The sequence below is a fragment of the Neobacillus niacini genome (assembly GCF_046591715.1).
Lineage (GTDB): Bacteria > Bacillota > Bacilli > Bacillales > Cytobacillaceae > Neobacillus > Neobacillus niacini_L.
Map to the genome: position 1 here is coordinate 127,144 of NZ_JAWVNQ010000009.1, position 15,423 is coordinate 142,566.

The following is a 15,423-nucleotide window of genomic DNA, read 5'->3' on the forward strand; positions in this document are numbered from 1 at the left end:
ACAATGACCGTTTTAACTTTTTAATATATCCTCAATTCTATTCAATTCTTCAGATGAGAAGGTAAGATTTTTCAAAGCAGCTACATTCTCCTCTATCTGACTGACCCTGCTTGCACCAATCAATGCGGATGTTACCCTGCCTTCCCTTAGAACCCAGGCAAGTGCCATCTGCGCTAAATTTTGTCCGCGCTCAGCCGCTGCCTCATTCAGCTTTCTCACCTTATTTACTATATCTTCTGTAAATTGGTCTTTACTTAAAAAGCCTGATGTTCCTGCCGCTCGGGAATCATTTGGGATTCCGTTTAAATATTTATTCGTTAACAACCCCTGAGCCAGCGGACAAAATGCAATCGTGCCTACTCCATTTTCTTGTAATACATCCTGTAACCCACCCTCTATCCAGCGATTAAGCATGGAATATCTTGGTTGATGGATCACAAGTGGAGTTCCTAATCTATTTAAGATTTTTACCGCTTCCTGTGTTTGTTCAGCACTATAGTTTGAAACACCAACATATAAAGCCTTCCCCTGACGTACAATGGAGTCTAGTGCACCCATCGTTTCTTCCAGCGGAGTATTAGGGTCTGGACGGTGAGAATAAAAAATATCAACATAATCTAGACCCAATCGATGTAAGCTTTGATCTAAGCTAGAGATCAGATATTTTCTTGAACCCCAGTCCCCATACGGTCCTCGCCACATTGTATAGCCTGCCTTCGTTGAAATAATCATTTCATCTCGGTATGGTGCAAAATCACTTTTTAGCATTTTCCCAAACATTATTTCTGCAGAACCGGGCGGCGGCCCGTAGTTGTTTGCAAGGTCAAAGTGAGTAATCCCCAAATCAAATGCTCTTCTAAGCATTAAACGGCCATTCTCATATGTATCAACACCGCCAAAATTATGCCATAGTCCTAATGATATGGCCGGCAATTGTAAACCAGACCGTCCGCTTCTATTGTATTTCATTGTTTCATAACGGGAATCATCTGCAAGATAAACCATATTATTCCTCCTTTTTCCTTCTTTTTCATTATAAACGCTAACAAAAAAATCCCCAAGAGAGGAGTTCTCTTGGGGATTGATGGTAAACTTAAACGACTTCATCCAGTTGTTTATATAAATGTTCTCTTTCCATTTCAAGCTGCTCTAATTCAGTGTATTGTTTTTGCAGCAATTCCAAATCGATTGCTGATTCCATTCCCTTTTTCAAGGTGTAAATTAGATTTTCTAACTCCTCAAGCTTTCGCTCAATCTCCTCCGCCTTATTGGGAACTGCTGTTTTAGGAGGCTTATCTTTCTTAATTGGTGTTATTTTTTCAGGTGCTGCTGGCTCGGGAACCTTTAATGCATTTAACTTTCCTTTTGCCCAGTCATAGTTGCCATTAAAGAAGTAGACATTTCCGTCCTTTAGCCAATATACCTTTTTAAACAATTTATTGAGAAAGTAACGGTCATGAGAAACAGCCAATATCGTTCCATTAAATTGTTCTAGTGCGTCCTCTAACACATCACAGGAATCAATATCAAGGTGGTTAGTCGGTTCATCAAGCACTAGAAGATTAATATCCTGATACATTAGCTGTGCTAGACGTAATCGCATTCTTTCTCCGCCGCTTAATTGATTCACCTTGCGGAAAACGGCAGGTCCGTAAAACAAAAACCGTGCTAAAATGTGACGTGCTTCCCCTTCGTTAACACTTACTTCCGAACGGAAAACGTCAATTACCTTTTCCTCTCCAATGGTTTGGAATACATGTTGAGATAAATAACCGATTTTTACATTACTGCCAACCTTAACGGTTCCTTGGTCAATATCGCATTCACCAAGGATCATTTTTAACAGCGTAGATTTTCCTGTTCCGTTTTCACCGACAATGGCAGTCCGATCCTTATACTGAACAAGCATATTTACTTTTTCAAACAGAGTTTTACTGCCAAATCTTTTTGAGACATCTTCTAATTTGATAACATCTTTACCGCTCCGGTCATTGGCTTCGAAATCGATTGCCATTTTCTTTACGTCAAGCTTGGGACGGTCAAGTTTCTCCATCCGGTCTAATGCCCGTTGCATATTCGTTGCGCGTTTATGAAGGGCAGCACTTGGCGGATTGGCCCGATTCGCCCATTCACGAAGACGTTTAATTGCTTCTTTCATTTTTTTGATTTTACGCTGCTGCTCCTGATATTCCTGGAACTCCCGTAGTAATCTCTCTTCTTTTTCTTTTACATACCCGCTAAAGCTTGTATGATAGAGCTCAATTTCTCCGTCCTCCATATCAAGAATCTTCGTCACGACTTCATCTAAAAAGTAGCGGTCATGGGAAATGAGAATAATTGTCCCTGAGTAATCCTTAAGGAATGTTCCCAGCCACTCAATCGCCATTAAATCTAGATGGTTAGTAGGTTCATCTAATAAAAGCAATTCAGGTTTCTTTAATAAACTTAACGCTAACCCCACCTTCGTCTTTTCACCGCCGCTTAAGAGCGAAAATGGTTTATCTAAAAGCTCAATTATATTTAAACCATGGGAAACCATGTCCATTTGTGCATCCATTTCATAACCGCCGCTTAGAATGAAATCATCTTGAAGTTTTCCGTATTGATCCATAAGCCTTTGTAAAGATTCAGGGGTCAACTCTTTCCCCATTTCTAACTCTAATTGTTGTAGTTTTGTTTCAGTTTCTGCCAATTGCTCAAACGACGTTTTCAATACTTCTTTCACGGTTAAGTCCTTATACTCAGGGATTTGGGCAAGGTAACCTATTCTCAAACCCTTTCTCCAATGAATGGCTCCACTATCAATTGATTCTTGGTTTGCAAGAAGCTTTAACAATGTTGTTTTACCGCAGCCGTTTCGTCCAACCAGGCCTACTCGATTACCTTCGTGAACTTCAAAAGATAAATCTTCAAAAATAATATTTCCGCCAAATGATTTTGCAATATGATTAACACTACATACGATCATGTTCATTCTCCTTTATTGAACACTCTCTTTACATAAAAAATGCAGGCATCTGTATATACCCGCACCTAAAAATTGGCATGAAAAAAGAGTGCTCAAAAGGCACCCTCTTTTCCCCTATTTTATTAATGGGTAAAGAGATGTGTTATCATTCTATATTCATTTTGTAATTTTGAAAAAAGGACAGACTACCCCCTTTGAAAACTACATCATGAAAAATTGCACGACACAAATAAAGCGCTTCAAGCCATTGCACACGTACAAAAATAGAACGAACCATCTCTTTACACCTCCGTTTCAACTTTAGATAACTTTATTGTAATTATTTTCATCTATCATTGCAAGCCTATTTTTTCTGACTAATCAAAAGGTTTAATTTTTTCCCTGGGATGTCAACATGGGTTTTAGTTAATATTGCGAGAGTGTACTGAAATCCCTTGATAAACTCTTACCTGCCAAAATGAATCCTCTACCTGCGGATTTTGTTCCTTTACCTGCATAGATTTCATTTTACCTGCATTTCTTTTTTGTTTATCTGCCTAACAAAAATCCATACTCCAGCCTAGAAGCTGAAATAGCCAGGCTACCGCCTGGCTCAGGTAATTTTTCCCTATATATGGTATATTGTGCCCAAAATTCAGCGCGGATCAGAAGTGATATGTGCTTTTTTGATACCTTTTTTATAGGAAATCATCTTACCTGCCAAAATGGTTTTTACACCTGCAGATTTTATTCTTTTACCTGCATAAATTCCATTTTACCTGCATATTTCCTTAGTTTATCTGCCTAACAAACTCCCCACTCCAAACCTGAAACTTAAAACAGCCAGGCTGCCGCCTGGCTTAGGTAATTTTTCCCTATATATGGAATAATGCGCCCAAAATTCAGCGCGGATCAGAAATGAAATGTGCTTTTTTGATACCTTTTTTATAGGAAATCATCTTACCTGCCAAAATGATTTCTCTATCTGCGGATTTTAATCTTTTACCTGCATAAATTCCATTTTACCTGCATATCTCCTTTGTTTATCTGCCTAACAAACTCCCCACTCCAAACTAGGACCTTAAAACAGCCAGGCTACCGCCTGGCTCAGGTAATTTTTCCCTATATATGGTATATTGCGCCCAAAATTCAGCGCGGATCAGAAGTGATATGTGCTTTTTTGATACCTTTTTTATAGGAAATCATCTTACCTGCCAAAATGGTTTCTACACCTGCAGATTTTATTCTTTTACCTGCATAAATTCCATTTTACCTGCATATCTCCTTTGTTTATCTGCCTAACAAACTCTCCACTCCAAACTAGGACCTTAAAACAGCCAGGCTGCCGCCTGGCTCAGGTAATTTTTCCCTAAATATGGGATAATCCGCCCAAAATTCAGCGGGGATCAGAAATGAGATGTGCTTTTTTGATACCTTTTTTTATAGGAAATCCTCTTACCTGCCAAAATGATTCCTCTACCTGCGGAATTTATTCTTTTACCTGCATAAATTCCATTTTTCCTGCATACCTTCTTTGTTTATCTGCCTACCAAATTCCACCACTCCCCAACCTTAATGCAAATACTTTTTCCTTCCGCCAAACCGTTTTCTGTACACAAATTTCCTAACGTCTTCTTCGGTAATTTTTCCATCATAAGCAGCAAACAATAAGGACTGGAGCTCGCGGTAGTGCTCCATGACAAAAAGAGCAAACTCCTTCCGTTCGCCCTTTGCCTGTTTCTTAAATTCCTCATCACTAAGGATCGCTTCAATCTGATCAAGATAATATGCCTTGGTATCCTCCCATTTTTTCATTCTATCCTCTAGAATATCACGAGCATATTCAGGCATTTTATCGACCACAAGATCGATATACCCTTGAGACCACATAAGCATTTTGTCTTTTTCAGGCATTTCCATGACCATTTTCATCAGTTCAAGCCCATCTACTTGTTCACTAGCTGCATATCTACCGACCTGATTCATCAAATTCACCTCTTAAAGAAGGGTTAACCAACAACACTTTCCAGACTATTTTCTATATCGTAATCTTTTTTCTTTTCTTCAAGCCAAATAGTGTATTCTGATTCCAGTTTTTGATCGATTAATGTTTCTTTTATTTTGGCCTTACTATCATCAAAGTTTGCCTCTTTTGCTTCCTTTTTCTCTTCAACCTTAATAATATGATACCCATAATCAGATTTTACTGGATCACTAATTTCACCTTTAGGAAGAGAAAATGCTGCATCTTCAAATTCTGTGACCATGGTTCCTTTTGGAAAGAATCCAAGTTCTCCGCCATTTTCTTTCGAGCCTTCATCTGTAGAATATTCCTTCGCTAACTCTCCAAAATCTGCTCCTTCCGCTAGCTTTTGTTTTACCTCCTTAGCCGTTGCTTCATCCTCAACTAAAATATGGCTTGCTTTTACTTGCTCTGCTTCTCCAAGTGAATCTTTGTTTTCATCAAAATAAGTTTTTAACTCTTCATCGGTAATATTAATTTGTGGTTCAATTAATTTACGCATCGTCAAATAGTTTTTCAGATCCTCTTTAAGTACATCGACCGTGGTGTTATTTGAAGCCAGCACTTGGTTAAAAACTTCCTCGCCGCCATATGATTCCTTTAATTTATCTACTTCCTTATCTAAGTCTTCGTTAGTAATTGTAATCTTTTCTTTTTTAGCTTCAGAAGCAACAATTTTATCGGCTATTAATTGTTCCACAGTTGCTGCTCCGAATTGCTTCACCATCACATCATATAATTCATCCTTACTGATGGAATCACCGTTTATTTTTGCAATAGCTTTATCCTTTGGCAGCGCTAAGCTTAGAAAAACACCTATTGCGAGTATGAGTACTCCTATAAGTAAAACTAATTTTTTACTTTGTTTGATAAAAACCATTCGATTGTTTGCTCCCTTAGGTTATTTCGCCAGCTTAACGTTTACAGTGATAAGCTTACCGTCACGATATACTTCAAATTTAACTTCATCGCCAATTTTTACATCCGAATACAAATTTTTTCTTAACTCTGAGGAGTTTGCAATCTTTTTACCATTCATGGAGACAATTACATCCTGTGCCTCTAAACCGCCAATGGCTGCTGCAGAGTTTGGTTCAACCGCGGTAATCATGACCCCATCCTTGACACTATCAGGAAGGTTCTCCCAATATAATTGCGGAACTTCTGTTAAATCAGCGAGTCCCACACCAAGATATGGTCTCTCAACTTTTCCATTTTCAATTAATTCATTCACGATTGGAATAAGGTCATTACTTGGAATCGCAAAGCCTAACCCCTCTACGCCGCTTTCAGAAATTTTCAAGCTGTTGATTCCGATTACTAATCCTTCCGGGTTAATTAACGCACCGCCGCTATTTCCAGGATTAATCGCTGCGTCTGTTTGAATAACATTCGTTTCCCAATTTCCTGCAGACGTAGAAACCGCAATACTTCTATTGATTGCACTTACAATTCCTTCGGTTACCGTTCTTGCAAAATCAAGTCCAAGCGGGTTACCGATTGCATAAACCTGGTCACCAGGTCTTAGTGTAGATGAATCACCAAACTGCGCAATAGCTTCAACGTGTTTACTATCAATTTTCAAAACTGCTAAATCCGTTAAGGCATCGGTTCCAACAATCTCTGCACTTACCTTTTCACCGTTATATAACGATACTTCTAGTTTAGTAGCTCCTTCTACAACATGGTTATTGGTTACAATGTAGGCCGTATCATTCTTCTTTTGAAAAATAACACCTGAGCCTGTACCATTTTCAACATTTTGAGAGGAACTGCTTCCATAAAATCCGCGGCTTTGTCGCTGCTGGTAGTTAACAATTCCAACAATCGTTTTGGATAGCTGCTCAACTGTGTCGGCAATCGAAGAGGAAGACTTTGAAGATGTTGGCTGTGCTGTTACGGTATTCACTTCTGGATTTTGCTGCGTAATGCCGAGGGTTTGTTTTTCATCAGCTTGGTAAAAGTTATCCAAGTAATTGGTGTATGGCAGCACAGTTATGGTCAGAACAGATCCCACGACACCTGCTGCTACCATTGAGACAAAACCTTTTACCTTCCTCTTCTTTTTCTTTGTACTGTTTTTAAACTCAATGCGGTTACCCGGTTGTTCCGTTTCTAATTCTTCAATAATTTTCTCCTCTTCCATATTCTCTGCTTTTTGTAATGGCTCGTACTTTGGGAGTGCAGATTCTTCATCATGTTGTGACAATGGTTCTGTTTCTACTGGTTCCGTATGATAAGAATCTGAGTTACCGTTCGATGTATTTTGAAAATTATTCTCATTTTCTTTTTCATATTCATCTTTGTAATTCATAGCTATTCTTCTCCTTTACACTAAATTTTGAGTTATCATATTTATAATTTAGCCAAAAAATATGAAAAAATTGTTAACAAACTATAACGGGATTTGGAAATTATTAAGAAAAAAGTCGGATATTTTAGACAAAAAAAAAACAGCAGGAATCATCCTGCTGTTTACTGTTTAAATGTAATGGTAAATTTTGTCCCTTTGCCTTTTTCACTTTGTACATCTATTTCGCCATTATGAAGAAGAACCAGCTGCTTAACGATCGATAAACCCAGCCCAAATGCCCCATACGGATTACTTGTTCTAGAAAGATCTGCTTTGTAAAAGCGTCTCCAAATATTTTCGACTTCACTAGGGTCAATACCAATACCAGTATCCTCAACTTCAATAATCGTAGCCTGATTCTCTTTTCTAGCCCGAAGCCAAATCGTACCATCTGAGGTAAATTGAATACTATTCTTGGTGATATTAATTAATATTTGGACAAGTCGGTCATAGTCGGCATTGACCATTACCTCTTCATCAGCTTCAACAATAATTTCTACATTTTTCTCATCAGCTTGTACAGCTAACTGCTCTTGAATAATTTCTAATAGCTCTAATAACTGGATATCTTCCTTAAATAACTGTATTTGATTTGAACGGATTTTTTCATAATCAAGGTTTTCATTGACAAGACGCATGAGCCGCTTTGCTTCCTGGCTGACTAAGTTGATTCCACGTTCCCTATCCTCTTCTGGAATCATGTCATTTTTCAAGCCCTCTATCACGCCGCTTATCGTGGTTAGCGGTGTCCGCATTTCATGAGAAACATCGGCCATAAATTGACGTCTGCGATTTTCAAGAGCGTCAATTTCTTCCATTGAATGATTCAACTTTTTTACCATATGGTTAAAATCATTTGCTAACTCACCAATTTCATCAAAATTAGAAGACGGTACGTGTACATGATAATCTCCGGCCGACACAAGCGAAGTTGCTTCACGAAGCCGTTTAATCCGGTTTACATGGATTTTTGAAAGCAGCCAGCTCAGTAAAAACGAAACACCTAAGGCAATGAGGATGGTATAAATTAGAAATTGATTCACTTGGCGGATCATCGCACTGGACCCGCTGATTGGGGAAGTTAATAAGATTCCTCCCACAAACCTGTCGCGATTATCTATATAGGGTAAAACTACAAAGGTTACACCATCCTGATCAAATCGTTTATAATCACTTTGGACAATAATCGTTTGACCCTTTGTAATCTTTCCCCACTCTGAAGGCTTCAACTCAATGGCAGGCCCACTTCGTCCGACAGCATAAAGATTTGCCTCTTGGTCAAACATGCTGAAGCTAATCTTCCTTGAACGTAACGAATTACTATATTGAGAGATGATTTGATCCGTCGCCATCGGGTTCTGTTCAATATCAGAAATGATGGCTTTTCCATAAGAAATTAATTCGTCCGCTTTTTCCTCATATACCAAATTTCCGACATAATGAGCAAACAATAGACTTAACACAAGGAAAGCAACAATAATGATACTGATGTGGCTGATAAATTGTTGTGAGAAATATTTAATTCTTATCTGTTTGAGTCGACTCATCAAACTTATAACCTACTCCCCATACAGTGTGGAAGAATGGCTGTGATGTCGTTTCTACTTTTTTCCGCAGCCTCTTTATGTGAACATCTACCGTCCGTTCATCACCGTAAAATTGATATCCCCACACCCGTTCAAGCAGCTGTTCTCTTGAAAAAACCTGACGAGGATGTTCTACCATATAATATAAGAGATCGAACTCTTTTGGCGTAAGATTTGTAATTGGCACTTCGTCCACAAGCACTTCACGAGTATTTTTGCTAATTTTAAAATGTTCTGTCTGCAGGAAATCCTCTGTTTGAGCACTCACTTGTGTTTGATATCTTCGCGTGACTGCCTTGATTCTCGCCATTAGAGTAAGCGGACTAAAGGGCTTGGTCACGTAATCATCGGCACCCATTTCAAGCCCCAGCACTTGATCTGACTCTGTATCCTTAGCAGTCAGCATAATAATCGGGACCGTATATTTTTCCTCTCTAATTTTCCTGCAAATAGTGACTCCGTCCATGCCAGGAAGCATCCAATCCACAATCAAAGCATCCCAAGTTCCGCTTTTAAATGTGCTGTATCCTTCAAGACCATCATTGACAAACGTACCTTCAATTCCTTCTTTTGCAAAAAACATCTCTATCATTGAACACACACTTGTATTATCTTCAATCACGAGTATTTTCAAAATCATTCAACTCCCAGCAAAAATCTCTTCTATTCTTCAGTTTATACGATTTCTATCTGTTATCAACTATAACGCAAAAACTTCCCTGCTATTTAATAATTTGTTCATAGTTTGTTAATATAGCCATGAAAAAGAGGCCTGGATTGCCAGACCTCAGGAACACTGCTATTGTGAAAGATTTATGGTTCTAAAATTAACTTACCTGTCGTTTTTCTTGATTGTAATAACACATGTACATTTGCAGCATCCTCTAACGGGTACACACCGCCAATTGTAAGTTTCAGTTTGCCTTCTGCGAGATGTGTTAGTAATTCTTCTAAACTTGGCTGAAGCAGCTCTGGTTTTCTCATAATCTGAGGCAGGAAAAATCCAATAACTGATTGATTTCTTGCCATCAGCGAAGCAGGGTACATTTTACTCTGCTCTCCACTGGCTGCACCAAATACAACAAGACGTCCAAAAGTGGCAAGACATTTTAATGTGTTAGTGAAAACATCGCCCCCGACCATTTCTAGAGCAACATCTACTCCTTTGCCGCCGGTTGCTTCAAGTACCTGTTCTACCCAGTTTGACTCCGTATAGTTTATTAGGACATCTGCACCCATTTGACGGGCTAGTTCCAATTTTTCAGATGAGCTTGCGGTTGCAATAATTTTTCCTGCACCAAACAGCTTAGCCAATTGGACAGATAGAGTTCCAACACCCCCAGCAGCTGCATGAACGAGAACACTTTCACCTTTTTCCAAACGTCCCATCGTTTTTAGTACATGATAGGCACTTAACCCTTGAAGAGGTAAAGCAGCTGCCTTCTTGAAGTCTAATGTCTCAGGAATTGGAATCAGTGATCGTTCATCTGCTATCGCAAATTCTGAATATCCTCCTGATTCGATTAATGTTACGACCCTCATCCCCGGCTTAGCCCCAGTTACCTTATCACCAACAGCTGTAACCACTCCAGCAATTTCTGCTCCTGGAATAAATGGAAGGGTCGTTTTAACAACATATTGCCCTTCTCTTCTTGCTGTATCAGCATAATTTACACCTATTGCCTTTATTTCAATTAGTACCTCACGCCCTGTTGGAATAGGCCTTTCTATTTCAACTAATTTTAAAACTTCAGGTCCGCCAAATTCTTGGAATTGCACTGCTCTCATGTAATAACGTCCTTTCTACCTGCCTTTATATACAGGATTTCTTTTTTCTTTAAAGGCCGCCACGCCTTCCTTATGGTCTTCTGTTTGAACCATCAATACTTGGGTAAGCCGCTCTTCCTCAAGTATTTCTTCAAGAGTTGAATTAAAAGAATGGTCAATTAATTTCTTTTGTTTGCCAAATGCTTTTCCTGGTCCCTGTGCTAAATTAAGTGCTATTTTCGTAGTTTCCTCTTGAAGTCTATCGACTGAGAACAGGCCATTAATCACGCCTAGTTGATAGAGACGCTTGGCAGGAATCGGTTCAGCACTAAAGAAGAACTGCTTAGCCAGGTGAGGTCCAATGAGTTTCGGAAGGAAATAAGATCCACCGCCATCAGATACGAGCCCTACTTTCGAGAAGCTAAGGGCAAACTTACTATCCTCAGCTGCAACAATCATGTCACACGCTAACGCTAAATTGAAACCTGCGCCTGCAGCAAATCCGTGTACAGAAGCGATAATTGGTTTTTCTATGTCCTTCATTAATAGAATAAGCTCATTTAATTTTCCTATATGTTCATAGATTTGATTCCCATCTGCCTGCCCCATTGTTTTCACATCGCCGCCAGCGCTAAATGCGCGGCCAGCACCAGACAGTACAATTACCTGTACATCAAGATCATTCTTTGCCTCATGAAGTGCAGCTTTCAAACCAAGAATCATGTCTGGACTAAATGCATTCAACGTCTCTGGACGGTTTAAGGTTAAAGACAAAATCGGTCCCAGCTTTTCAACTATTAAATCATTACTTTTCAATCAAATTCCTCCCTTGGATACTGGCTATCCGCTAGTAAACTCCGCTTATCCGCTAGTATTCTCCGCTATCCGCTAGTAATTTCCGCTATCCGCTAGTAATTTCCGCTATCCGCTAGTAAACTCACGCTATCCGCTAGTAAACTCACGCTATCCGCTAGTAATTTCCGCTTATCCGCTAGTAATTTCCGCTATCCGCTAGTATTCTCCGCTATCCGCTAGTAATTTCCGCTATCCGCTAGTAAACTCACGCTATCCGCTAGTAAACTCACGCTATCCGCTAGTAATTTCCGCTATCCGCTAGTAAATTCCGCTATCCGCTAGTACTTTCCGCTATCCGCTAGTAACTTCCGCTATCCGCTAGTAAACTCACGCTATCCGCTAGTAATCTCTGCTTATCCGCTAGTAACCCTCGTTTTCCGCTAGTAATCTCGCGCTATCCGCCGCTAGTAAATCTACAGCTCCCCAGAAGCCACCCTAGCAGCATGATCAATCAGCATTTTTGCTTTTTGATTGAAATTAGCAAATCGGAGATCATTGGTTTGTCCTTTTTTATAACGATAGTAAATTTGCTGGCAAATGACTGCTAGTTTAAAGTAGGCAAAGGTCAGATAGAAGTTCATATTGGATACGTCCCTGCCGCTCTTCTTCGCATAAAGCTCAATAAATTGTTTCCTTGTAAAGAAACCATCATTTACTGTTACAGGCGCCATTCCCAGCCCCTTTTTTAAATCTTCTGGGTCATCGGCTTGATTCCAATAGCTCATGGCCACACCCAGGTCTGCAAGCGGATCACCGACAGTGGTCATTTCCCAATCAAAAAGCCCCGCCATTTCCGATAATTCTTCATTAAACATTGCATTATTAAATTTATAGTCATAATGAATAACAGTTGAGGCTGGTTGTACCGGAATACTGCCTGCAAGCCATTTTTTCAATGTTTCAAATGCAGGAACTTCGGTCGTTTTCACTCTTTCATAACGGCCAATCCAGCTATGAACCTGTCTTTCAGTAAAACCCACAGGTTTACTAATTCCCCCTAGTCCTGTCTCAGTATAATCAATACCGTGAAGCTCAACTAATTTATTGACCATCACCTCTGACAATCGTTGGCAAAGCTCTTTCGTTACCAAAATCCCCTCCGGAAAAGAAGTGTCAACAACAATCCCGTTTTTCCGCTCCATGATAAAAAATGGACTGCCCACAATCTCCTCCTGCTTAGAAAACAAGATTGGTTTAGGGGTGACTGAGAAGACCGGATGAAGTTCAGAGATAATTTTATATTCTCTTTCCATATCGTGTGCTTTAGGTGCAACGGGTCCTAAAGGAGGCCGTCGCAAAACCGCTTCCCATTCACCTATTTTTATTTGATAAGTTAAATTAGAGTGTCCTGCGGAAAATTGTAGAAGTTCGAGGGGGCTATTTGGCAGTTTTTCAATATGGCTGCGTAAAAATGGTTCCAACACAGCTAAATTTAATTCCTCCCCTTTTCGGACTGGAATAGTATCTTTACTCATTTGGTTAGGCATAGAGTACCTCCTTACTTTCAAAAAATTCAGTCTCTTCTGTACATACTTACTGACTGGATAGCAGGCAATAAACGAAAGGAGAGTTTAGCTGCCGGACAAAACTCTCCTTTAATTTTAATTAATTTGTTTGAATACCCTCTAATATCATTTCAACAAAAATCTCAGCAACTTCGCGATCAGTATTTACTCCACTTGGATCAAACCACTGATAGCTCCAATTGGCTGCACCTAGAATACCAAAGGTAACAATATGCGCATTTAAGTCTGCTCGGAACTCTCCCTTTTCTATTCCTTCGTTCAGTATCTTTTCAACATTTAAACGGAATTCGTCCCGTTTAGGTACAATTAAGGCTAGTCTTTCTTCATTTAGATTTTTCATTTCTCTAAAGAAGATTTTGGCAGCCGATCCTTGGTCTTTAATGTTATTGATCAGCATGTAAACAATCTCGAACAGTTTCTCCTTGCAGCTATTATTATCGGCTAATATTTCTTTTTGTTTCTCTAGTAAGCAATTAATGTATCCAAGATTAATGTCCATTAAAAGTTCTTCTTTACTAGAAAAATAATAATAAAAGGTCCCTTTTGTTACACCTATAGAATCCACAATGTCCTGTATTGAGGTTTCCTTAAATCCCCTTTTCTCAAACAAACGGATACTATTTTCTGTTATTTTATCTTTCACCACTTATGTCCTCGCAATCTGTAATAGTTCTAGTGAAATTATATCATAATCTTTTTCGCAACAATCAGAGACAATTCAGAGAATTGTTATCCTTCTAGTTCTTAACTGATTCCTCTCTTAGTGCACGACGGAGAATTTTACCGACTTGTGTCTTAGGCAGTTGCTCACGAAATTCAACAATTCTTGGAACTTTGTACGATGCCATATTTTGTTTACAATATTGAATAACTTCTTCTTCAGTTAGTGTTTTGCCAGATTTCAAGACGACAAAAGCTTTTACATCTTCACCACGGTAAACATCAGGAACACCAATTACAACTGCTTCTTGAACCGATGGATGTTCATATAGCACTTCTTCAATATCTCGAGGATAAATATTGAAACCGCTTGCAATAATTAAATCTTTTTTACGGTCAACGATGTATAAATAACCATCTTCATCAACTTTGGCTATATCCCCCGTATAGAGCCATCCATCTCTTAAAGTATTGGCTGTTTCTTCGGGCATGTTCCAATATCCCTTCATTATCTGCGGTCCTTTAATAATTACTTCACCTAGTGTACCAACTGGCACCTCTTCTGTCCCACTCGCAACGTCTACTATTTTATATTCAGTAGACGGCATGCCAATTCCTACGCTACCCGGTTTACGCTCTGCAAAGGGAGGGTTGCAATGTGTGGTTGGCGATGCTTCAGATAATCCATAGCCTTCCAATATCTTTGCCCCTGTTTTTCTTTCAAATTCACGGAGAAGTTCTACTGGCATAGGCGCACTTCCGCTATTGCAAGTTTTTATACTATTCAAACCGAACTCTTCAGCATGAGGATGATTAGTAATGGCCACATACATGGTCGGAACCCCTGGGAATGTAGTAGGCTGTTCATGCTTAATTGTATTTAAAACTTCCTCTAAATCAAAACGCGGCAGCATAATCGATTCCCCGCCTGTAAAAATTGTTAAGTTCATACAGGCTGTCATTCCAAAAACATGAAAAAGAGGTATAACTGTTAAATATCGTTCTCTTCCTAATTCAAATTCGTGTTTAAAAAATTCATACGATTGCAGAACATTTGCCACGACGTTTCGATGTGTCAACATAGCTCCCTTCGACCGGCCTGTTGTCCCGCCCGTATATTGAAGAACTGCGATATCATGCTCTATTTCGATTGTTACAGGAGTCACTTTGCCGTTTCCTGATGCTAAATACTGTTCAAAATTACGGTCTGGAGTAAAGTCTTGTCCAGATGGCTGCAAGCTGACAACAATAATATTTTTTAAGTTTGTTCGTGATTGAACGCTTTTAACTCTTGGATAAAAAGCATCCATTACAACAATGGTTTCAGCTCCAGAGTCATTAAGTATATATTCAAGTTCTCTTTCAACACTCATGGGATTAACTTGAGTTACAATAGCACCTGCACCCAGCGTACCATAATAAGAAATTACATATTGCGGGCAATTCGGCAGCATGAGCGCCACGCGGTCACCCTTTTGAACTTGATTTTTCTGAAGAGCAGAAGTAAATCCTTGAGAAAGTCCAAGTAATTGCTGATAGGTAATCTTTCTTCCAAAAAAGGATAGAGCATTATTTTCAGGATATTTTGCGGTTGTCTCTTGAAGTATTTCTACTAGACTTTTTTCAGGAGTTGAGATTGATGATGAAATTGAGTCAGGATATTTTGCCATTCCTAGTTTCTTTTCAGCCATTTGTTTCCCTCCAAA

13 protein-coding genes are annotated in these 15,423 nt (G+C 39.2%); all 13 read right to left on the reverse strand.

Annotated features, from left to right (window positions below; genetic code table 11):
* Positions 1–12 precede the first annotated feature (12 nt).
* Positions 13–1,005: an L-glyceraldehyde 3-phosphate reductase gene (gene mgrA, locus SFC47_RS19425; protein ID WP_411256015.1), complete on the reverse strand. Its 993-nt coding sequence runs from the start codon at positions 1,003–1,005 to the stop codon at positions 13–15.
* Between the two features lie 88 nt (positions 1,006–1,093).
* Complete coding sequence (gene abc-f / locus SFC47_RS19430; protein ID WP_411256016.1) at positions 1,094–2,968, reverse strand: ribosomal protection-like ABC-F family protein; 1,875 nt, start codon at positions 2,966–2,968, stop codon at positions 1,094–1,096.
* A gap of 145 nt (positions 2,969–3,113) precedes the next feature.
* Positions 3,114–3,245, reverse strand: a complete 132-nt coding sequence (locus SFC47_RS19435; protein WP_411256017.1) for an RAxF-45 family protein — start codon at positions 3,243–3,245, stop codon at positions 3,114–3,116.
* A gap of 1,274 nt (positions 3,246–4,519) precedes the next feature.
* A complete protein-coding gene (locus SFC47_RS19440; RefSeq protein ID WP_411256018.1) occupies positions 4,520–4,933 on the reverse strand; it encodes a hypothetical protein in 414 nt (137 codons plus the stop codon).
* Between the two features lie 23 nt (positions 4,934–4,956).
* On the reverse strand, positions 4,957–5,850 hold the full coding sequence (locus tag SFC47_RS19445; RefSeq protein WP_411256019.1) for a peptidylprolyl isomerase: 894 nt from the start codon (positions 5,848–5,850) through the stop codon (positions 4,957–4,959).
* Positions 5,851–5,871: 21 nt separating this feature from the next.
* Positions 5,872–7,284 (reverse strand): S1C family serine protease, encoded by a 1,413-nt coding sequence (locus SFC47_RS19450; protein WP_411256020.1) that lies wholly within the window; start codon positions 7,282–7,284, stop codon positions 5,872–5,874.
* A 161-nt stretch (positions 7,285–7,445) separates the two neighbouring features.
* Positions 7,446–8,870, reverse strand: a complete 1,425-nt coding sequence (locus SFC47_RS19455) for an ATP-binding protein (protein WP_411256021.1) — start codon at positions 8,868–8,870, stop codon at positions 7,446–7,448.
* A complete protein-coding gene (locus SFC47_RS19460) occupies positions 8,842–9,543 on the reverse strand; it encodes a winged helix-turn-helix domain-containing protein (RefSeq protein ID WP_411256022.1) in 702 nt (233 codons plus the stop codon). Before SFC47_RS19460 ends, SFC47_RS19455 begins: the two co-directional genes overlap by 29 nt.
* 179 nt (positions 9,544–9,722) lie before the next feature.
* Positions 9,723–10,697 carry a quinone oxidoreductase family protein gene (locus tag SFC47_RS19465; protein ID WP_411256023.1) on the reverse strand — a complete coding sequence of 325 codons (975 nt, stop codon included), beginning with the start codon at positions 10,695–10,697 and terminating at the stop codon, positions 9,723–9,725.
* A 15-nt stretch (positions 10,698–10,712) separates the two neighbouring features.
* Positions 10,713–11,492, reverse strand: coding sequence for an enoyl-CoA hydratase/isomerase family protein (locus SFC47_RS19470; RefSeq protein ID WP_411256024.1), 780 nt, complete (start codon positions 11,490–11,492; stop codon positions 10,713–10,715).
* 452 nt (positions 11,493–11,944) lie between these two features.
* Positions 11,945–13,018, reverse strand: a complete 1,074-nt coding sequence (locus tag SFC47_RS19475) for a phosphotransferase family protein (protein ID WP_411256025.1) — start codon at positions 13,016–13,018, stop codon at positions 11,945–11,947.
* Between the two features lie 118 nt (positions 13,019–13,136).
* Positions 13,137–13,700, reverse strand: a complete 564-nt coding sequence (locus SFC47_RS19480) for a TetR/AcrR family transcriptional regulator (protein WP_411256027.1) — start codon at positions 13,698–13,700, stop codon at positions 13,137–13,139.
* Positions 13,701–13,794: 94 nt separating this feature from the next.
* A complete protein-coding gene (locus SFC47_RS19485) occupies positions 13,795–15,408 on the reverse strand; it encodes a long-chain-fatty-acid--CoA ligase (protein ID WP_411256029.1) in 1,614 nt (537 codons plus the stop codon).
* Positions 15,409–15,423 lie beyond the last annotated feature (15 nt).